This window comes from Oceanimonas sp. CAM02 (genome assembly GCF_032842915.1).
GTDB lineage: Bacteria > Pseudomonadota > Gammaproteobacteria > Enterobacterales > Aeromonadaceae > Oceanimonas > Oceanimonas smirnovii.
The window spans coordinates 49195-68867 of the sequence record NZ_JAWJBK010000007.1 but is presented as its reverse complement, the minus strand read 5'-3'; the positions used below and the strand labels follow the sequence as shown (position 1 = coordinate 68867).

Below are 19673 nucleotides of genomic sequence, written 5' to 3'. Positions count from 1 at the left end.
TCAGTGTATGAGATGGATTTTTCGCCATCAAAGGATGAATATGAACCAAACCCAACCCCTTATGCTGCGCATGATTTATGGCGGCAGCCTGGTAACCCGAATTTTGATTGGTATTGTAGCCGGTACTCTGCTGGCGGTACTGGCTCCCGGGGCAGCCGAGTCCGCTGGCTTACTGGGCAGTCTGTTTGTAGGCGCGCTCAAGGCGGTAGCACCTGTGCTGGTGTTTGTGCTGGTAATGTCGTCCATCGCCAACCATAAAAAAGGTGAGCAGACCAGCATCAAGCCGATTCTGTATCTTTATTTGCTGGGTACCTTTGCCGCGGCACTCACGGCCGTGCTGCTGAGCTTTGCTTTTCCTACCGAGCTGGTGCTGGCCAGCCACGGCGGTGAGGCCTCGCCGCCGGAAGGCATTGGCGAAGTGCTGCAGACCCTGGTATTCAACATTGTTGATAACCCGGTGAATGCCCTGCTGACCGGCAACTTCATTGGTGTGCTGGCCTGGGCTGTTGGCCTGGGGCTGGCGTTTCATCATGCCGGCGACAGCACTAAAACCCTGCTGGCTGATCTGTCTATGGGCGTGTCTGCCATTGTGAAGTTTGTGATCCGGCTGGCTCCCATCGGTATTTTTGGTCTGGTGGCCAACACCATTGCCAGCACCGGCTTTGATGCGCTCTGGGGTTATGCCCAGCTGCTGGCAGTATTACTGGGTGCCATGCTGATCATCGCGCTGGTGGTGAACCCGCTGCTGGTATACCTGAAAATCCGTCGCAACCCCTATCCGCTGGTGCTGCAGTGCCTGCGCGAAAGCGGTGTGACCGCTTTCTTTACCCGCAGCTCTGCTGCCAACATTCCGGTCAACATGGAGCTGTGCAAAAAGCTCAAATTACATGAAGACACCTATTCCGTGTCCATTCCCCTGGGAGCCACCATCAATATGGGCGGTGCCGCCATTACCATTACCGTGCTCACTCTGGCGGCGGTGCACACACTGGGTATTGAAGTAGACATGATGACCGCCCTGCTGCTGAGCGTGGTAGCGTCTGTGTCTGCCTGCGGTGCTTCCGGTGTGGCCGGCGGCTCTCTGCTGCTTATTCCGCTGGCCTGCAGTCTGTTTGGCATTCCCAACGACATTGCCATGCAGGTAGTGGCCGTGGGCTTTATTATTGGTGTGCTGCAAGACTCTGCTGAAACCGGCCTGAACAGCTCCACTGACGTGCTGTTTACCGCCGCGGCCTGCATGGCCGACGAGAACAAAAAGTAATTTGCAAAGCCCCCTGTAAGCAAAAGGCCGGCGAGCACTGCTCACCGGCCTTTTTTATTGCTGGCATAAAACTGGTTCCCGTCTAGCCTTGATATTGCATGTGAGTGTGCAATCACAATAACCAACAAGGATGGTGGCATATGAAAATAAAGACACTGGTTGCAGCTTCTTGTCTGCTTGCCGCAGGCGTTCAGGCGCAGGGGTATAACTCAACTCCCATGATGTACTCTCAGCCTGAATTTTATGTGGGTCTGAATTACGCGCAACTTCAGTCCGATATTGAAAATGATGCCGTGGACAGAGTATTTTCACCTGAGTGGAATACCGTTGGCCTTAATCTTGGAGTTCAGCCTTCACCTTATTTAGCGTTTGAACTGCGTTATGGTAAAGGTGTTGGTGGTGATGATTTTTCATTATCTGATGGCGTAAATAGTGCCAGTGGAACCACCAAGCTTAAACATTATTTTGGTGCTTATGCCCTGCCGCAGTTCCCGATTCAGGATTTTATGTCTGTTTACGGTTTGTTGGGATGGACTAAAGGGAAAGCGGAAATTGAAGTGACTGAATTGAACAATATGCCTGTATACGGCAAAGCCTCAGACTCTGAAGATGACTTCAGCTATGGTGTTGGTGTGCGTTTTCGGGATATGCGTAATCCCAATGGTATTGCGTTCTTTGCGGAATATGCCCGTTTGATCAACCGGGGCGATTACGACATTAACGGCATGATGTTTGGTCTGAGCTGGCATTTCTGATGGTTAAGCGATCGAATTAAAAAAGGGGCCTTAATGGCCCCTTGTTGTTTACACCACCAGTACCGGACATTTAGCGGCACTGGTCACTCGGTGGGATACACTGCCCAGCAGCATGCCGTCCTTGTCGCTGTGGGTACCGCGGGTGCCCACCACTATCAGGTCGGCTTCTTTTTCTTTGGCAAATTTTACAATCACCTTGGAAGGGCGGCCACCGCGCACAAAGCCGCGCAGGTGAGTGGCCCCTTTGCCAAGGGCGTGGGCCTTGGCAAAGTTGACCACTTCCTTGGCATATTCCGTCAGTACTTTGTCGGGAATATCCATTTCTGCCGGCCGGCCAATGGACAGACTGGCTTCAAACAGGCTGTGGTGCTTGTAGACACAAATCAGATATATCTCGGCCTCGGGCAGCAGCTGCTGCAGCTGCACCGCCTTGTCTACGGCTTTGAGTGCGGTATCGGAGCCGTCTACGGCCACGACTATTCGTTTGAACACATTGCCTCCTTAGTCCGCAAAGGCCAGGTCCCTGAAGTACAGCGCAATCTCGGGAAAGGCGATAATCAGCGCCGCTGCCGCCACCAGCATAAAGATAAAGGGCGGCGTACCTCTGATCACTTCCATGTACGGGCGTTTGAAAATAGCGATGGCGGTAAAAATATCACAGCCAAAGGGCGGCGTGGCCGAGCCGATGGCCACCTGCAGGGTGATCAGCACGCCCACCAGTACCGGATCCAGGCCGGTAGACTGAATGGCCGGCGCAAAAATGGGCGTGAGCACCAGAATGACCACTATCGGATCCACAAACATGCAGGCAATAAAGAAGGCCACACAAATGGCAATCAGCACACCTACCGGGCCGGCTTCATTAACTCCCACCGACTCCAGAATGGTTTGCGGCACCTGGGCAAACGACAATATCCAGGAAAACCCGTTGCCTACCGCCACCAGAATAAACACCACAGCGGTAATAAGCCCGGTGGATTTGGCAATGCGATAAATATCCGGCAGCTTGAGCGAACGGAACACCACAAACTCCAGCAGAAAGGCATAAAGCACGCACACGGCCGCAGCCTCGGTGGGGCTGAAAATACCGCCGTAAATCCCGCCCACAATAATCACCGGAAAGAACAGCGGCCACAATGCCTGGCGCACTGCCACCCCCCGCTCACGCCAGCTGGCCTTGGGCTCGGTGGGCACCTTGTTCTTGTGGGCGTAATACAGGCAGTAGAGCGAGAACATAAACAGGATCAACAGGCCCGGGCCTATACCAGCAATAAACAGCTCGGCAATGGAGGTTTCCGATATAACGCCATAAATAATCATGCCGATGCTCGGCGGGATCAAAAAGGCGATATCACTGGCGTTGATGATCAGCGCCAGAGTAAAGGGATCGGAATAGCCGGCGCGCAGCATTTTGGGCCGCAGTGGCGAGCCCACTGCCACCACAGTGGCCTGCGTAGAACCGGAAACGGCCCCGAACAGAGTACAGGAAGTAGCGGTACTGATGGCCAGCCCGCCCTTGATATGCCCGATAAAGGCCATCACCATATTGATCAGCCGGTCGGCAGAATGACCCCGGGTCATAATATCGGCGGCCAGAATAAACATGGGCACCGCAATCAGCGAGGCCGGGCGAATGCCGCCCATCATCTGCTGAATAAAGGTGCCCATCTGGCCAAAGCCGTCGAACATCATTACAAAGCCAACCACAGCAGCGGTGATCAGCGGAATCATCATGGGAAAGCCCAGCAGCAGCAGGCCAATCATGATCGACATTAACAGTGTTGCCATGAGGTCAGCCCTTACACTTCGGTTTCGGTGTCGTCGTAGCCGTCCAGCACCCCGGTAGACAGATAAACGCCCCGGCTGGTGATGTTTTTAACGGCGGTAAGAAAATACTGAATGCCAGTAATGGCAAAGCCCACCGGAACCCACAGGTAAATCCACCAGATCTCAAAGCCCAGCGCCGGCAAAATGCGGCCCCGGCTGTACAGGGTTTCGATATAACCGTAAGCGTGATAGCACAAAAAGAACATAACGGCGGAGGTGAACAGAGCAATCAGTACCATCAGCACCTTGCGCAGCTTCACCGACAGTGAGTCGTACAGGGCCGACATGCGAATATGGCGACCGTGGCGGGCGGCATAACCCAGGCCGGCAAAAGTGATCAGAATAATAAGAATGCGGTTGATCTCGCCCGAGAAGAAAAAGCCTTCACCAAACACAAAGCGGGCGATCACGTTGGTGCAGGTATTAATGGCCATCAGCAGCACACCGGCGGCCAGCATAACGGCTTCAATGCGGGCTATGCCCTCGTCTATCCAGCCCAGTACACCGGGCAGGCCGGAGGTATAACCTGCGGTATCGTCTTCCACAGCTTCTTGGTTTTTGTCAGACATTCCGTGCTCCTTGACCGGATGAAAGGGCCGGCCAGGGTAAAAGAGAAGGGGCGCCAGGCGCCCCGTTCCGGTTAGTTGGTAACGTTTTTAAGGTCTTCTTTAAAGGTATTGAGCAGCTCCTTGCCGCGGTCGCCGGTCATTTCAATAAACTTGGCTTCCACCTGAGGGGCGCGATCACGGAAGGCTGCAATCTGCTCGTCATTCAAGCGGGTGACCGTGACGTCATCGCTGCTGCTGGTTATTTTCTCCAGTGAGCGCTCGGCCAGACCGTCGATGTGCTCGAGAATTTCTTCAAAGGCGTAGTCAGAGGCTTTTTGTACCAGCTGCTTGTCTTCATCAGACAGGCCCTTATAGAAGTCCTGGTTGGCCATCATGGCAGTGGTAAACCAGCCGTGACCGGTAAACACCAGGTTGGGAGATACTTCATACAGACCACCGGACTCAATCCAGAAGATGGGGTTCTCCTGACCCTGAATCATATTGGTCTGCAGCGCACCGTATACCTCACCCCAGGGCAGCGGCGTGGGCGTGGCACCAAAGGCGGAGTAGGTTTCCGACAGCAGCGGGTTAGTCATGACCCGGATTTTCTTGTTCTTCAGCTCTTCCGGCGTGGTCACCGGCTCATCCAGGGTCACCACAAACTCACCTTCCGGATACATCTGCAGCAGTTCCAGGCCTTTTTCTGCATACAGCTCGGGGAACTTCTCGTTAATGGCCTTACTTTCACGGAAGAAGCTGACCACATCTTCCATCTCGGTGGGCATCAGATAAGGAATAAAGAAGATCTGAGCTTCCGGAATCAAAGAGCCGGTAAAGCCGGGAGACTGGTTTACAAAGTTCAGGATGCCCGCCTGAGTCTGCTCCATGATGTCGTCAGACTCGCCCAGCTCACCAAAGCGGTAAATCTGCAGCTGATGATCCGAGTTGTCTTCAATGTATTCCTTGAATTTGTAGGCGAACACATCCTGCACATCGCCTTCGTATTCTTCATGGGCATAGCGCCAGGTGTCGGCTTGAGCGGCACCACAGGCGAACATGGCCAGGGCCGAAATACCGGCCAGTTTTCTGAACTTGAATCCCTTTTGCATATCCATTCGATGCTCCGTTATGGTTTCGTGTTCTAACCTTAATTGCTTTTATAGACTGGCAAAATAAGTAAAAAGACGCAAGAAAAGGGGAGAGGTTCAACTGGAGTTTGGTGATCAAAGACAAACTTAGAGGTGCTGCTTTGTGTGTTTTGGCATGGTTTTTGCGGTGTTTTGCTGCTTTTTATGGATTTTTATAAGTGTTGTGAGCGAAATGAAAAAGATGGTGACACTGACGAAAGGATAGCAATCTAAAGATTACAATGGTAACCAAGTGTTGCTTTTTTGCTGACGGCAAGCTTAGTCCGGAAATGAAAAAACAGGCAACCCGGTTGCCTGTTTTTAACTCAGAAGTGGTAGCTCAGTACCATGCCGGCCAGCGCCTGCACATCGTCACCGGCATCGCGGACGATGGGGCTGTCTTTGGCATCGCCGGTCAGCTGAGTGACAGCGGCAAGACCGGTGAGCGACCAGTTGTCGGCAAAGCGGTAATTGATGTTGCCGCCGATGCCCAGTCGCCAGTAGCCATCACCGGGCTCATAGCGTTGAAAGCCGCTTTTCAGTGCATCACGGGCCGACACCCGGAACAGGCTTTGTGTCCATTCCTTGCTGCTGTAGGTCAGGCTGGGGCTAAGACCCACGGACCAACCGGGAGCAATTTGATTCTGCCAACCGGCACGCAGGGTCAGCTGATAACCGTCCATATCCCCGGAGACGGGGGCTTGTGCTTTAAGGGTCAGGTTCCAGGGGCCCGGCTTGTATTGCAGACGGAAACCACCGGTCAAGCCGCCATCCACCTTCTCAAAACGACTAAGAGCACCCTCATTATCGCGACCCGGTACATATCCGACAAAAGGGGACAGAGTCCAGTTCTGGTGATGATAAATATTCCAGCCCAGGCCATCTCTCAGGTTCAGATAGAGCTGCTCGCCATAACGCAGGTTCACATCGGGCAGGGTACGGCTTTTATAGTCGTCACTGCCCAGATAATCCGGGGCCTGAGTCACCGAGATACCTACACTGCCGCTGAGGGGCTGAGCCAGGGCCGGGGCAGCCAGCAGGGGTAACACTGCAACAGAACAGAGAAGATTCCTGTACATGAACATTATGCTCCTGAAATAAAAAGAATGGCTTACCCTGAACGGATAAGCAGACGCCGAATATAAAACGAGGCGAGTCTACCATAGTCAATAATAGTGTAATGTTTGGGTATACCCATATTGGGCGCAGTGAAAGGAGCTGAATATGGCGGTACATTTAAAACGAATCTATGAGGCTGCCGAGCCTGAAGATGGCTGCCGCATTCTGGTAGACCGGCTCTGGCCCAGAGGATTAAGCAAGAAAAACGCGGTCTTGAATGACTGGCTGAAAGAGGTGGCTCCGAGTGACGAGTTGCGCCAGGAGTTTCACCGGGGTGACATCAGCTGGGATGAGTTTCGGCGTGCTTATCTTGGCGAGCTGAAAGCCCACCGAGAAAGCCTGCGGCCGCTAGCTGACCGGGCCAGGTCGGCAACCATTACCCTGCTGTTTGCCGCCAGCGACGAGCGGCACAACAATGCGGTAGTGCTGAAGCAATATCTGGCGATGCTGGGCTCGGATTAGTCTGTTATTGCCTACTGAATACGCAGGCTGTTCAGCAACACGCACAGGCTGCTTAACGACATGGCCACTGCGGCCAGCACCGGCTGCACCCAGCCGGCCATGGCGGCGGGAATAATCAGCAGATTATAGGCCAGTGCCCAGCCGATGTTCTGACGCATTAACCGCCGTGCCCGCTGAGCCCAAGCAAGGGTGAAGGGCACTGCCGCGGCCCCTTTGGACAGGTAAATATCGGCGGCTCCGCCGGTAGCGGCGCTGGTGTTACCCACGGCAATACCCAGGTGGGCCGCAGCCAGGGCGGGGCCGTCGTTCAGGCCGTCTCCCACAAAAGCCACCTTGCAGTGACTGGCGCAGCTGGCAATAAAACGCAGCTTTTGCTCCGGGCTGCGCTCTGCCAGTATCTGACTTTCATTTAGCCCAAGCCGCGCTGCCACCTGATGACAGGCGGCGGCAGTATCGCCGCTGAGAATTTTTACCTGACGGCCCTGCTCCACCAGTTGCTTGAGCATGGTGCTTATGCCCGGGCGCAGAGCTTCGTGAAAAGCAATATAGCCGGCGTATCGGCCGTTACGGGCCAGGTGCAGCCCCATGCCATTGGCTGGTTGTTGTGCCGGCACCTTTATGCCAAGGCTTTGCAGCCAGTGGGCTTTGCCGGCCAGTGCCTCGCCATTCGGGCTTTGCCAGCGCGAGCCCTGGCCGGCCAGGCTGAGATGCCGCCCGCCGGGAGCAGCAGTTGCCTCAGGCAGGGCGGCGCGCAACCCCAGGGCCACAGGATGGGCAGAGTGATAAAGAATATCGGCGGCCAGCTGCAGCAGGCTGGCGTTGGTTTCATCCTGAGCCGGCTCAAGATGGGCTATCTGAGGCGTGCTGGTGGTCAGGGTGCCGGTTTTATCAAATACTACCAGTTCAATGTCGGCGGCGGCTTCCAGCGCCGGCAAGTCCTGCAGCATAATGCCGCTTTTCAGCAGCTGCGCATGGCCCAGAGTAATGACCAGGGGCGTGGCCAGGCTGAGGGCGCAGGGGCAGGTTACCACCAGCACCGCCAGCCCATGGGCCAGCGCCTGCTGCAAGCTGCCCTGTTGCAGCAGCACTGTCATTGTGCCCAGCAGAGCGGCCAGCAATATGACCGGCAGCAGCCAGCGGGCAATGGTGTCGGTCAGCCGTTGCAGTGCCGACTTGCGGGTAAGCAGGGTACTGATGGTATGGGCCAGCCTGTCGGCCCGGCGCTGGCCGGCAGTGGCGGTGATTGCCAGAATAATCTCACCTTCCACCAGCCGGCTGCCGGCAAACAGTTCGCTGCCGGGTTCGATGGACTCAGGTTCGTGTTCACCTGTGATAATGGCTGCATCCAGCAGGCCAGTCCCTTGCACCACTATGCCGTCCAGGGCCAGCTGCTCGCCTGCCGTCAGGCATATTTTGTCACCGGGGCTCAGGGTATCGCAGGGCACCCGCTCGGCACTGTTTTCCGGCAGAACTGAATCAGGCATTTGCTGAAAATAGCGCCCCACCACCTCTGCAGCCCGGCGGCGCACATTGGTTTCAATCAGGCGGGCAAACAACTGAAAAGTGATCAGCATAACGGCCACATCAAAATAGACATGGGCGCTGCCGTGCTGCAGCTGCCATACCGAGATAGTTACGCTGGCCAGCACCGCCAGGGTGATCAGGCTGTCCAGCCCGGGCTGTCCGGCGCGCAGGGTTAACAAGCCGGAGCGGTAAAAATGCGCGCCGGAATACAGCAGTACCGGAATGGCAAACAGGCCGCTGGCCAGTGCCAGCGGCCAGCGCATATTGGCCTCAATGGCCCCCAGCGGATACAAATACACCAGCAGGGCCGGCATCATGCTCCACATGCCAAACACCACGGCCACCGCCAGCCGCCATTGCAGCCGTTTGCGCTGATGCGCGGCCTGCCGACGGCTGAGGTCGGGATCCGGTTGCTCATGCAGGGTATAGCCGAGGCGGGACACGACTTTTTTCAGCAAACTGAAGTCGGGCTTTTGCTCTCGCCAGCCAATAAGGGCAATGTCGGCGGCAAAGTTCACCGCCGCCTGAGTTACACCGGGCTGGCGCTGCAGCAGTTGCTCCAGCGCCAGCGCGCAGCCGCCACAGTGCATGCCCTCTATCATTACAATCTGCTCGGTGGCGGCGCTGGCCGCTGAATTATGGCTGGCCAAATTCGCCCGTCAGCTCCTGCATGCTCCAGGGCGCGCGCTCGCCATATTTGCCGGCATGATCGTTAACCTGCTGCTCGGTAATGGCATCGGCGCTGTTACCCCACTCGCCCCGAATATAAGTAAGAACAGCGGCAATTTCTGCATTGGACAGGTTGCCGCCAAACTTGGGCATCACGCCGGCATAGGTGGTGCCGGCCACTTCCAGCTCACCCTGCAGGCCGTCATGCACTATGGCCACGGGAATAGCACCGTCGGCCTGTACCCATTCACTGCCCGCCAGCGGCGGAAAGGCACCGGGAATGCCCTGGCCGGTGGCCTGATGACAGGCGCTGCAGTTGGCGGCATAAATGGCACCGCCATCCAGTCCGGCTCCGTCGGCAGCACTGCTGCTTTGCACCGCAGTGCGGCTGTCGCCGCCCAGCATGGGTTTGCCAATTTGCATGGCGTAATAGCCAATGCCCCAGACAACCAGTACCAGAATCCAGATAAAAACCAGCTTCGGGACCGGGCGGCTGCCTTCTTCCGGCTCGGCCGCTTCCCGGCGTTGTGCGCGGCGTTCCTTATTGGTCATGTTCCTGCTCCTTCTCTTGCTCCGGTTGCGGCAGGGTCGGTGCCGGATAGGTGTGATCCAGCGCCAGCAGATAAGCCACCAGTGCCTTGGCTTCCTCGGTGGCCACTATCTGCCCGGACTCAGGGCCGTAGGGGGCCGGAATATTGACAACTCTGTCATCGCTGCCTGCCTGGCTGACATGGCGAAACAGAAAACGGTAGGGCGGCATAATGCTGCCCTTCATTACCGCCTGAGGATCGTAAAGGTGAATAAGGTGCCAGTCTTCGCTGGGCTGGCGGGCAGCAATGTTGAACAGGTCCGGGCCGGTGCGCATGGTGCCCAGCAGGTGCGGCTGATCATAGAGATAGTCGCCGGGCACGGAAGGCCGGCCCCAGCCACGGTCTCGGTCGCCGGGCGCAAAGGATGGATCCCTGGGCTGCTGGCTGTGGCAATACACACAGCCATTGGCAATGTATACCTGGCGGCCCAGCAGCTCCTGCTCGGTATAGGGCCTGAGTTCATCGGGCACCTGCTCGGCATTCATCTGCAGATAGGGCATTACCACCAGCGTCAGGGTGGCCAGCATCAGTATCAGTGCCGCGCCCACCATTATGGCCAGAGCTCGTCTCATTGTGATGTCTCCCCGGTAGTGGCACGAAACAGGGTGGGATTATTGCTGGCCTTGCCCTTGCGCATCAGCATGGCAACAAAGTGCACCACAAACACCAGGTGACCCAGTGTCATCAGGGCACCGCCCAGGCTTCTGGCTTCGAGATAGGGCAAGGTCATTTTAACAATGTCCAGGAAAGGCGTTTCGGCATCGAGCAGTGCCACTCCCTGCAGCCAGCCCCCCACACTCAGGGATACCACGTAAATCAGAATGCCCACGGCCACCAGCCAGAAGTGCAGGCTGATCATGCGCCGCCAGGGCCATTCCCAGTCGGTGAGGCGCGGCATAATGAAATAAATGGCACCAAACAGAATAAAGCTCAGAAAGGCGTACATGCCGAGGTGGGCATGGCCCACCGTGTAGTGAGTGAAGTGGGTGATCACGTTGACGCTGCGCAGTGCTTCCATGGAACCCTGCAGCGACGACACCGTATACATAAGGGCACCAATCCACACAAAACGCAGGGTGGGCGAGTCTTTCAGCCGGCCAAAGTGGCCCCACATGGTGCCGTGATGGTTAATGGCCACGGTGATCACCGGCACCGACATCATCACACTGTGCACAATGGACAGAGTCACCAGCCAGGTAGGAATGGGGCCGCCAATCAGGTGATGAATGCCCACCTGGCTGTAGAACAGTGCCAGCGACCAGAAGCCAAGCAACGACAGCTGATAGGAGATAATGGGACGGCCCAGAATTTTGGGAATCATGTAATAGGCGATACCGATGCCAATGGGCGTGACCCAAAGCCCCAGCACGTTATGGGCAAACCACCAGTTCACGGTGGCCCCTGACGCTCCGGGAAACAGCCCGGGCACATTGGCAATAAAGAACAGAAACGGAAACCACACCAGCGCTGCCATTAAATACCAGCTGGAGACATAAAGGTGATCCACAGTACGGTTGGCAGCAGTTTTCAGCAGTGGAATGGCACAAAGCGCCCCGCCTGCTACAAACAGCAAATCTACCTGCCAGGGAAACTCCAGCCACTCTTCGCCGTCGGAGAGCCCGAGGTTAATGGCCACCAGCCCCAGCAACATGCCAAGGTTCCAGATAAAGGCCCCGGCCACGGCAAAACGGCCGCCTGCCAGCGGTGTTTTAAACAGCCTGGGCATCAGAAACAGTGCCACACCAATGCCGGCCATGGAGGCCCAGCCATAGGCCACTGCATTCAGGTGCATGGGCCGTATTCGGCCAAAGGTGAGCCACTGGCTGTCGGCCAGAAACTCGGGAAAGTGCATTTTAATGGAAGAGGTCAACCCGTAAACAGAGCCAATAACCAGCCACACCATGGCAGAAGCAACCCAGGCCAGTACCGCCGGGCGGGAGGAGTGGTCTGCTGCCAGCCGGTTTGTTAATGCCTCTTGCCGGGCATCGTCCTTGCCCTGAATGGGCATGGCAATATTCTGAGCCGGGTCTTCGCCGTGGCCTTCTTCTCCTTCCGAGAAGATGGTACGGGCGGCCTTGGCACCATGGCTGAACTGGTTGGTGGCAATGGACCATATCAACAACAACAGGCCCACAGTAGACAGCAAAAAGGTAATAATCAGCAGAAGCGCAATCGTTGGGGTCATAATAGCCTCAAATGTTCATGTAGAACGCATATTATGAAAAGAGTGACCTGAGTCTATACTGGTATTGCAAATGCATCAATATGCTGATTTTTTTATTATGGATTGATACAGATCAAAAAAGCTGTGGTTAATGGTTTTAGAGTTTCATATAAAATTATTTTATCAATATGTTTGATTTATATTCTTTATTGAAATAGAAAGGCTGCAGCTATAAAAAACCCGGCCGCAGCCGGGTTTTTTTATTCAGCTAAAACAGCCGTTTAGCCGTGCAGTTTGGCCAGAGTCTGGTTCAGGGTAGCGCTGGGGCGCATTACCTTTTCCAGTTGTGCCGGATCAGCATGATAATAGCCTTGCACACCGGCAGACTTGCCTTGTACCGCGTTCAGCTCGTTCACAATGGTTTCTTCATTGTCGGCCAGAGTTTTGGCCAGCGGCGCAAAGTGAGCGGCCAGCTCGGCATCGTCGGTTTGTGCTGCCAGCTCCTTGGCCCAGTACATGGCCAGATAGAAATGGCTGCCGCGGTTGTCCAGCTCACCGGCACGGCGTGACGGCGATTTGCCATTGTCCAGCAGCTGTTCGGTGGCTTTATCGAGGCACTTGGCCAGCAGCTTGGCGCGGTCGTTGCCTTCCTTGATGCCCAGCTCTTCCAGCGACACGGCCAGGGCCAGGAACTCACCCAGAGAGTCCCAGCGCAGATGGTTTTCTTCCATCAGCTGCTGTACATGTTTGGGTGCAGAGCCGCCGGCACCGGTTTCATACATGCCGCCACCGGCCAGCATGGGCACGATGGACAGCATTTTGGCAGAAGTGCCCAGTTCCATAATGGGGAACAGATCGGTCAGGTAGTCACGCAGCACGTTACCGGTAACGGAAATCGTGTCCTTGCCACGTTTCATGCGCTCCATGGAGAAACGAATGGCTTCGTTATAACCCATGATGTGAATGGACAGGCCGTTCAGATCATGCTCCTGCAGATACGTTTCTACCTTTTTGCGCAGTTCATTATCGTGAGCACGCTCTTCATCCAGCCAGAAGACGGCAGGTGTGCCAGAGTTGCGGGCGCGGTTTACGGCCAGCTTGACCCAGTCGCGAATGGCGGCGTCCTTGGTCTGGCAGGCGCGCCAGATGTCACCCTTATGTACCTCATGCTGCATCAGCACGTCGCCAGCTTCGCTGACCACGCGCATGGTGCCGTCTTCTGTCATTTCAAAGGTTTTGTCGTGAGAGCCGTATTCTTCGGCTTTCATTGCCATCAGGCCCACGTTGGATACCGAGCCCATGGTGCGCGGATCAAAGGCACCGTTGGTTTTACAGAAGTTGATTACTTCCTGATAAATGCGGGCATAGGTAGACTCGGGCATAACGGCCTTGGTGTCTTTCAGCTTGCCGTCGCGGCCCCACATTTTCCCTGAGTTACGGATCATGGCGGGCATGGACGCATCCACAATCACGTCGCTGGGCACGTGCAGGTTAGTAATGCCTTTTACGGAGTCCACCATGGCCATTTCCGGACGATGCTCGTAGCAGTCGTGAATGGCTTCTTCAATTTCTTCCTGAGTGGACTGAGGCAGGGTTTTAATCTTTTCCAGTACGCTGTTCATGCCGTTGTTGGGGTTGACACCCAGCTCTTCAAACAGCTTGCCATATTTGTCGAACACTTCCTTGTAGAACACTTTCACGGCATGACCAAATACGATGGGGTGAGACACCTTCATCATGGTGGCTTTTACGTGCAGTGACCACATGACGCCAGTGTCTTTACACTCGCGCAGGGTGCGTTCAAAGAAGCGTTCCAGCGCCGCAGCATCCATAAACATGCTGTCTAGCACTTCATCTTTTTGCAGCGGCAGTTCTTTTTTCAGCTGGGGTTTGCCGTCTTTACCAATAAACTCGATGCGAACTGTCTGGGCTTTGTCGCTGGTAATGGACTGCTCGCTGGAGAAAAAATCACCGCCGTTCATGTAGTCGGCATGAGAGCGTGAGGCCTTGCACCACTCACCCATGGAATGAGGATATTTGCGGGCAAAGGCTTTTACTGCAGCCGGCGCGCGACGATCGGAGTTGCCCTGGCGCAGTACCGGGTTGACCGCACTGCCAAGGATTTTGGAGTAGGTATCGCGAATGGCTTTTTCTTCATCGGTTTTCGGGTCATCGGGCAGGTCGGGAACCTGGTAACCCTGAGACTGCAGCTCCTTGATGCAGGCACGCAGCTGCGGCACTGAGGCACTGATATTGGGCAGCTTGATGATATTGGCGTGAGGATCCTGAGTCAATTTACCCAGTTCGGCCAGGCCGTCGGCCACACGCTGCTCGTCGGTCAGGCGATCAGGAAAGGCAGCCAGAACGCGGCCGGCCAGAGAGATATCGCTGAGGGTAACATCAATGCCGGCGGCATCGGTAAAGGTGCGAATAATGGGCAGCAGAGAGTAGGTGGCCAGCGCAGGAGCTTCGTCGGTCAGGGTGTAGACGATGGTGGATTGTTTATTGGTCATTATTTCCCTATTTCCCAGGTTGGTGTTGGGGGAGCAGCGGCCGTGCCTGGTACCAGAGGGTATCGGATACTGGCGCTCGACATACGCTGCGCGGAATTTCCGGCGCTCATTGTATGACAGTTGGCCCCCGGGACTTAAGTGTTCCACTTCAAATAAGAAAGAAATTGTCGGCTAAAGTCGCCTGCAGGCAGTGCCGATCAGGCGCTATAATATTAATGAAGGCTAAACCACTTTCCCTTGGGTCTGAGTGCTGCCAGAAGTTTTTTGTTCTGCATTTAGCATAAGAGATCGTCTTTTGGTTTGTTGTAGTAGTAAAGGACGTTTAATGCGAAAAAATCTTCCAGTCACAAATAATGAGCGCATCTTTGGTGCTGGCGAGCGTCTGGTGTCCACAACAGATACTCAGGGCAACATATTGCACTGCAATGACGCCTTTGTGGCGATAAGCGGCTATTCCCGTGATGAGCTGATAGGCCAGCCCCACAACATGATTCGCCATCCCGATATGCCGGTGCAGGCGTTCAAGGTGATGTGGGAGCACCTCAAGGCTGGTAAAACCTGGATGGGGCTGGTAAAAAACCGCTGCAAGAACGGCGATTTTTACTGGGTAGACGCTTATATGTCACCCATTACCGAAAACGGTAAAACCGTGGGCTATGAATCGGTGCGCTCCTGCCCGTCCCGCGCCGATGTGGAGCGGGCCGAGCGGCTGTATGAGCAATTGCGCACCGGTAAAAAAGCGCTGTCTTTTGGTTTGCTCAAACATCCTCTGCTCTGGCTGGGGGCAAGCCAGCTGGTAGTGGCAGGTTTGCTGCTTACCTCAAGAACCGGGGCCGGCATTGCGCTGGAGCTGACAGCACTGGCGGCCTTTGCCGGCTGGAGTCATTACCGCCATGTTCGCACTCTCAGGCAGCTTGATAACCTGTTGGGCAATGCGTTTCGCCATAAACTGGCGGTGCAGACGCACAGCCAGCAGCAAGGCATGCCGGGCCGGCTTGGTGTGGGCATTCGCAGTGAGCGGGCACGGCTGATGGCCATTATTACCCGCATTGAAGATGCCGCCGCCAGAGTCAGCCGCCGTTCCGATGATGGTGCAGTACAGTTCCGGCAGACTCGTGAAGGCATGTTCGGACTGCGGGAGCAGACCGAGCTGGTGGCCACCGCCATGAATGAAATGAGCGCCACCATTAATGAAGTGACCGCTCATGTGCAGGAAACCGCCAGCCAGGCCGACACTGCTAACCAGATGGCTGTGCAGGGGCTGAATGTGGCGGGCGTTACCCGGGAAGCCATTGCCGGCCTTAAAAATACCGTAGACGACATCAGCGGAGAAGTGCGGCAGCTGGCGGAGCAGACCGCTGCCATTGCGCAGGTAGCAGGCATGATTGAAACCCTGTCTGAACAGACCAATCTGCTGGCATTGAATGCCGCCATTGAAGCGGCCAGGGCCGGCGAACACGGTCGCGGTTTTGCGGTGGTAGCCGATGAGGTACGTCAGCTGGCAGCCCGCACCCGGGAGTCTACCGGCGAAATTCACCGCATAGTAGCGGAGCTGACCGAGCGGGCCGGCTCCTCGGTGCATGTGGCGGAGCAGGGTAAAGCCAGTGCCGAATCGGGGCTGGCGCGAGTGGTGGAAACCGAGCAAACTCTTGAAGGCATTGCCGGAGCTGTGTCCCGTATTGCCGATATGTCATTGCAGATGGCTACCGCCGTGGAGCAACAGGCCTGTGTGGCGGAAGACATTAACCGCCAGGCGGTGACCATGGCGGAAGTCTCCGATTCCGGACTGGAGCAAGCGGATGCTGCTGCCGCCAGCATGGATGCACTGCAATCGGTATCTGCCGAGCTGCATGATCTGGTGGTGCGGCTGAAGCGGTAACCGTATGTTGCCCGGCGCAAGCCGGGCTTACTTGCGTTTGATATAGCTGCGGCTCAGCCGGCGCAACACTGGCAGCTGCTGCTGAAAGTGATGGCAGACGCGGCACATCAGGGTGTGCATTCTGAGGCTGAGTTTTTCTCTGGCGGTGAGGGACCTGTCCTGGGCCTCAGACATTAAGTGCCTGATCTGAAGTTTTCGTGTATTTTCGATGTCAGGATTTCTGACACGGATGGAACCATGGCAAGGCGCTTTGTTGCCCCTCTCTCTGACTCTGAACAGCAGACGCTGTCTTCTGCCTATCACCATGGTGAGAAGCGCGCCCTACGTCGGCGTGCTCATGCCATCCTGCTGAGTGATCAAGGCCATACGATCAATCAAATCAGTGAGATACTGCAGGTTCGCCGTGATGCCGTATCACGATGGCTCAAACAGTGGGAAGCGTCAGGCCTCGATGGGCTGATCGACAAGCCGCGCAGTGGCCGCCCGCCGGTCTTGGATAAGCATGACCACCAGCGATTGCAGGAACTGGTTGCCGAACAGCCCCATCAGATTCGATCCTTGCAGGCTCGCTTTCAAGAAGAGACCGGCAAGACGGTCAGCACGGTGACCCTTCGCCGGGCGTTGAAAAAAAATGACCTCAGCTTCAAGCGCATTCGGCACTCACTCAAGGCGCGGCGTGACGAAACGGATTTCCGCAATACTCAGGGCCTCCTCAAGGCGCTGTACCAGCGCGAAGACTTGGGTGAACATGAGTTCTATTACTTTGATGAATCAGGCTTTTCGCAATCATCGTCGGTGCCCTATGCGTGGAGCCCCATCGGGAAGCCCTGCGAGGTGACCGCTTACTCACATAGCCGCAGGCTGAACGTATTGGGGTTCCTCAGCCGGGCAGGGAAGCTGGTCTATCACACCGCCACCAAACCCGTGACCACCGAGACGGTCATCGAAGCGTTTGACCAGTTTGTGGCCCAGAAAGACCCCGATACCTTCCCGTGGTGGTGCTCGACAATGCCAGCATGCATCGCTCCAAGGCCTTCTGGCGAAAGATAATCGAGTGGATGTCGCATCGTGTGCACTTGGTCTACCTATCGGCTTGCTCGCCGGAGCTGAACCTGATTGAGATCCTGTGACGGCAGATGAAGTATGCATGGCTGCCGCTGAGTGCGTACCTCTCGTTTGAGCATCTCTGTGATGAGGTACACCGGCTGCTCGGTGGCTATGGAACTGATCACGCGATTAATTTTGAATAGGCACTTAATGCTGCTGAATACGGCTTAAGTAATGATGGCGGGGGCCGCCCGCCACCATAAAATTTTCCGCATGAATTTCCACAAAGCCCAGGGGCGGGTGAGTGGTGAGTATTTCCTCGGCGTGCTGCAGCTTGAGCCCCAGCCCCGCCGAGGCCGGCAGGGAGAAGGCACCGGTGCCGGCGTTGTTAAGCGCTGTGGTCATGGTGCCTCCCTGGGCTCAGGCCTTTACTTCTTCAAAGGCGTTCAGCTGGCCCTTGCCGGTGGGCGAGGTGGAAGAGTCGGTTTCCAGACAAGTGCCGGCAGGCACCAGTTTCCAGGCGTTGCCCTGGTGATCGGTTTTTGATGTGCCGGCGCAAGTGGTGCCGGGGCCGGCGGCACAGTCATTCTGGCCGGCCAGGGCCACGCCGTAGCATTTTTCCATATCGCTTTTGGCACCGCTGTGATCGTCGGCAAGCGCCGTGCCGGAAGCAGCCAGTGCGGTGCTCAGGGCAAAAGCAAGGGTAGTGGCAGTGTTGACCTTGTTCATCATCGGCATCCTTCTGTCAGTAAAGAAAAAACAGGTGTCTGTTCCCTTGTACTGTCGAAGGACAGGGCCGGATTCTTACAGTTTTTTTCCGTTTTTTGATGGTTGCGGAATTTCTTCAATTTCCACTATCTTGGAGCGGCTGACTACTACCTTCCAGCGCTGCAGCACCGGCGGGTTCTGGCCCTGCACTTCCCGGGTGACCAGATTGAACAGATAGCGCTTTTCCACCGGCTGGCGGGCCACCTGATTGTCTTTAAGCTGATACACATGGTGAGAGCCTTTTTCCATCAGCCGTGCCAGCATGCTTAAATCCAGCTGCAGGCTTTCCCGGGTCTGTTCATAGCCGGTCAGAAATCGGGTGGGCAGCATGCGCGAATGGCTGCCGTAAAACATCACCACTTCTTCCCGCTGGCTGATGCTGGCCCGACGCACGGCGCGTACCTCATCGGGCACCCGGGGCGGACGCTTGTAATCAAACCATTCCAGCTGGCGGCCCACGGGCTGACTGCTGTGCACATCAAAATACTGCCGCCGCCATTTGGGTCTGCCCTTGCGCAGCCAGCGCCAGAGGGTGTTGCGCAGGTCGTCCTTGAACAGCTCCCGCAGTGCATAGAGCAGGGCCAGAGCAAAAATCACCATCATGGAAATACCGCCCAGGGTTTCCCGTACTTCATAAGCGGCCAGCGAAACAGTGGTCATCACCACGGCGGTGACCACGGATTTAAGCAGTTTTTGCTCGCCGCCGCCCAGCTCCCGGGTTTTCTCCTTGAGGGTAACCGGATATTCGATCAGCCGGCGCAACAGCCGCATCTTGTTGGAAATGCGGGATAATGAATCGCTGGCATGGGCGGTATTGTATTGGTGCTCTATGCGGTGCTGGCGCTCGAGCTGACACACATCCAGCAACATGGACTTCACGGTTTTATAGTCGCCGTTGCGGGGCAGGTGAGCCACCAGCCCCAGCAGCCGCTGCTCGGTAAACCAGGACACATAGTTGTCTATGTTAGTGTAATACTTGCGCAGGGTGTCGTCGGTGGGCACGCGGCGGCGCAGCCGGCTGAGAATGTCCTGGGCCAGAGCCACCACTTCTTCCACCTTTTCCAGCTCTACTGTTTCCATGTGGTTGCGCAGATCGTGACAGGACTGCTCCAGCCCCACCACATACTGATAACCATAAAGGCTGAGACTGAGTCGGTATTGTTCGGGCGTGAGCTTGCCCCGCTCCGCCAGCCGGCTGTGCACCAGCGGCAGGTGCGGCCTGTCACTGAAATAGGTGCGGCTGGTATGAATGGCGTTGTGATAAAAGCTTTCTTCGGGCACCACGGTGCTGTTGAGCCCCAGCTCGCCGGGCACAAACAGATAAAGCTCAAAGCGATGCTCGGTGGCTTCCCGCAAAATGCGCGACAGCTTGAGCAGATGACCGTCTTTACGTTCGACAAAAATCACGACTTGCAGGCTC

18 protein-coding genes and 1 pseudogene are annotated in these 19673 nt (G+C 56.0%); 5 read left to right on the top strand and 14 right to left on the bottom strand.

What is annotated here, in order from left to right:
• Nucleotides 1-40 precede the first annotated feature (40 nt).
• Complete coding sequence (sstT, locus tag R0I78_RS02520; protein WP_317074192.1) at nt 41-1261, top strand: serine/threonine transporter SstT; 1221 nt, start codon at nt 41-43, stop codon at nt 1259-1261.
• Between the two features lie 140 nt (nt 1262-1401).
• Complete coding sequence (locus tag R0I78_RS02515; RefSeq protein ID WP_317074191.1) at nt 1402-2016, top strand: porin family protein; 615 nt, start codon at nt 1402-1404, stop codon at nt 2014-2016.
• Between the two features lie 48 nt (nt 2017-2064).
• Here the strand turns inward: R0I78_RS02515 and R0I78_RS02510 are convergent, their stop codons facing one another.
• The 5 genes from R0I78_RS02510 to R0I78_RS02490 form a co-directional block, all read right to left on the bottom strand.
• On the bottom strand, nt 2065-2508 hold the full coding sequence (locus tag R0I78_RS02510; RefSeq protein WP_026344851.1) for a universal stress protein: 444 nt from the start codon (nt 2506-2508) through the stop codon (nt 2065-2067).
• 9 nt (nt 2509-2517) lie between these two features.
• Nucleotides 2518-3804, bottom strand: a complete 1287-nt coding sequence (locus R0I78_RS02505) for a TRAP transporter large permease (RefSeq protein WP_026344850.1) — start codon at nt 3802-3804, stop codon at nt 2518-2520.
• An 11-nt stretch (nt 3805-3815) separates the two neighbouring features.
• Nucleotides 3816-4412: a TRAP transporter small permease gene (locus R0I78_RS02500; protein WP_317074190.1), complete on the bottom strand. Its 597-nt coding sequence runs from the start codon at nt 4410-4412 to the stop codon at nt 3816-3818.
• A gap of 71 nt (nt 4413-4483) precedes the next feature.
• Nucleotides 4484-5506 (bottom strand): TRAP transporter substrate-binding protein DctP, encoded by a 1023-nt coding sequence (dctP, locus tag R0I78_RS02495; RefSeq protein ID WP_317074189.1) that lies wholly within the window; start codon nt 5504-5506, stop codon nt 4484-4486.
• A gap of 338 nt (nt 5507-5844) precedes the next feature.
• Nucleotides 5845-6597, bottom strand: coding sequence for a MipA/OmpV family protein (locus R0I78_RS02490; protein ID WP_317074188.1), 753 nt, complete (start codon nt 6595-6597; stop codon nt 5845-5847).
• A 145-nt stretch (nt 6598-6742) separates the two neighbouring features.
• On the opposite strand from R0I78_RS02490, the gene R0I78_RS02485 reads away from it, so the two are divergent.
• The gene (locus tag R0I78_RS02485) at nt 6743-7099 is read left to right on the top strand and encodes a DUF488 domain-containing protein (RefSeq protein WP_317074187.1); all 357 of its coding nucleotides are present in this window, start codon (nt 6743-6745) and stop codon (nt 7097-7099) included.
• 11 nt (nt 7100-7110) lie between these two features.
• On the opposite strand, the gene R0I78_RS02480 is transcribed toward R0I78_RS02485, so the two are convergent.
• From R0I78_RS02480 to R0I78_RS02460, 5 genes are all read right to left on the bottom strand, one after another.
• On the bottom strand, nt 7111-9273 hold the full coding sequence (locus R0I78_RS02480) for a cation-translocating P-type ATPase (RefSeq protein WP_317074186.1): 2163 nt from the start codon (nt 9271-9273) through the stop codon (nt 7111-7113).
• Nucleotides 9260-9844: a cytochrome c gene (locus R0I78_RS02475; protein WP_317074185.1), complete on the bottom strand. Its 585-nt coding sequence runs from the start codon at nt 9842-9844 to the stop codon at nt 9260-9262. Before R0I78_RS02475 ends, R0I78_RS02480 begins: the two co-directional genes overlap by 14 nt.
• A complete protein-coding gene (locus tag R0I78_RS02470; RefSeq protein WP_317074184.1) occupies nt 9834-10454 on the bottom strand; it encodes a cbb3-type cytochrome c oxidase subunit II in 621 nt (206 codons plus the stop codon). The genes R0I78_RS02475 and R0I78_RS02470 overlap by 11 nt, the downstream gene beginning before the upstream one ends.
• The gene (locus R0I78_RS02465) at nt 10451-12067 is read right to left on the bottom strand and encodes a cbb3-type cytochrome c oxidase subunit I (protein ID WP_317074183.1); all 1617 of its coding nucleotides are present in this window, start codon (nt 12065-12067) and stop codon (nt 10451-10453) included. Before R0I78_RS02465 ends, R0I78_RS02470 begins: the two co-directional genes overlap by 4 nt.
• Before the next feature lie 260 nt (nt 12068-12327).
• Nucleotides 12328-14559, bottom strand: a complete 2232-nt coding sequence (locus R0I78_RS02460; RefSeq protein WP_317074182.1) for an NADP-dependent isocitrate dehydrogenase — start codon at nt 14557-14559, stop codon at nt 12328-12330.
• A 325-nt stretch (nt 14560-14884) separates the two neighbouring features.
• Between R0I78_RS02460 and R0I78_RS02455 the strand changes: the two genes are divergently transcribed.
• Nucleotides 14885-16438: a PAS domain-containing methyl-accepting chemotaxis protein gene (locus tag R0I78_RS02455; protein ID WP_317074181.1), complete on the top strand. Its 1554-nt coding sequence runs from the start codon at nt 14885-14887 to the stop codon at nt 16436-16438.
• A gap of 27 nt (nt 16439-16465) precedes the next feature.
• Here R0I78_RS02455 and R0I78_RS02450 read toward each other — a convergent pair whose 3' ends face one another.
• Nucleotides 16466-16612, bottom strand: a complete 147-nt coding sequence (locus tag R0I78_RS02450) for a zf-HC2 domain-containing protein (protein ID WP_317074180.1) — start codon at nt 16610-16612, stop codon at nt 16466-16468.
• A 63-nt stretch (nt 16613-16675) separates the two neighbouring features.
• On the opposite strand from R0I78_RS02450, the pseudogene R0I78_RS02445 reads away from it, so the two are divergent.
• A pseudogene (locus R0I78_RS02445) lies at nt 16676-17688 on the top strand (IS630 family transposase).
• A 4-nt stretch (nt 17689-17692) separates the two neighbouring features.
• Here R0I78_RS02445 and R0I78_RS02440 read toward each other — a convergent pair.
• The 3 genes from R0I78_RS02440 to R0I78_RS02430 form a co-directional block, all read right to left on the bottom strand.
• Entirely contained in the window at nt 17693-17890 is a 198-nt protein-coding gene (locus tag R0I78_RS02440; RefSeq protein WP_317074179.1) for a DUF692 family multinuclear iron-containing protein, read from the bottom strand.
• Nucleotides 17891-17905: 15 nt separating this feature from the next.
• The gene (locus R0I78_RS02435; protein ID WP_317074178.1) at nt 17906-18214 is read right to left on the bottom strand and encodes a DUF2282 domain-containing protein; all 309 of its coding nucleotides are present in this window, start codon (nt 18212-18214) and stop codon (nt 17906-17908) included.
• 75 nt (nt 18215-18289) lie between these two features.
• A complete protein-coding gene (locus R0I78_RS02430; protein ID WP_317074177.1) occupies nt 18290-19660 on the bottom strand; it encodes a hypothetical protein in 1371 nt (456 codons plus the stop codon).
• Nucleotides 19661-19673: the final 13 nt, after the last annotated feature.

Coding starts and splice junctions, on each gene's coding strand:
- sstT (WP_317074192.1), top strand. CDS start 41: ATGAACCAAACCCAACCCCTTATGCTGCGCATGATTTATGGCGGCAGC.
- R0I78_RS02515 (WP_317074191.1), top strand. CDS start 1,402: ATGAAAATAAAGACACTGGTTGCAGCTTCTTGTCTGCTTGCCGCAGGC.
- R0I78_RS02505 (WP_026344850.1), bottom strand. CDS start 3,804: ATGGCAACACTGTTAATGTCGATCATGATTGGCCTGCTGCTGCTGGGC.
- R0I78_RS02500 (WP_317074190.1), bottom strand. CDS start 4,412: ATGTCTGACAAAAACCAAGAAGCTGTGGAAGACGATACCGCAGGTTAT.
- dctP (WP_317074189.1), bottom strand. CDS start 5,506: ATGGATATGCAAAAGGGATTCAAGTTCAGAAAACTGGCCGGTATTTCG.
- R0I78_RS02490 (WP_317074188.1), bottom strand. CDS start 6,597: ATGTACAGGAATCTTCTCTGTTCTGTTGCAGTGTTACCCCTGCTGGCT.
- R0I78_RS02485 (WP_317074187.1), top strand. CDS start 6,743: ATGGCGGTACATTTAAAACGAATCTATGAGGCTGCCGAGCCTGAAGAT.
- R0I78_RS02475 (WP_317074185.1), bottom strand. CDS start 9,844: ATGACCAATAAGGAACGCCGCGCACAACGCCGGGAAGCGGCCGAGCCG.
- R0I78_RS02470 (WP_317074184.1), bottom strand. CDS start 10,454: ATGAGACGAGCTCTGGCCATAATGGTGGGCGCGGCACTGATACTGATG.
- R0I78_RS02465 (WP_317074183.1), bottom strand. CDS start 12,067: ATGACCCCAACGATTGCGCTTCTGCTGATTATTACCTTTTTGCTGTCT.
- R0I78_RS02460 (WP_317074182.1), bottom strand. CDS start 14,559: ATGACCAATAAACAATCCACCATCGTCTACACCCTGACCGACGAAGCT.
- R0I78_RS02455 (WP_317074181.1), top strand. CDS start 14,885: ATGCGAAAAAATCTTCCAGTCACAAATAATGAGCGCATCTTTGGTGCT.
- R0I78_RS02450 (WP_317074180.1), bottom strand. CDS start 16,612: ATGTCTGAGGCCCAGGACAGGTCCCTCACCGCCAGAGAAAAACTCAGC.
- R0I78_RS02440 (WP_317074179.1), bottom strand. CDS start 17,890: ATGACCACAGCGCTTAACAACGCCGGCACCGGTGCCTTCTCCCTGCCG.
- R0I78_RS02435 (WP_317074178.1), bottom strand. CDS start 18,214: ATGAACAAGGTCAACACTGCCACTACCCTTGCTTTTGCCCTGAGCACC.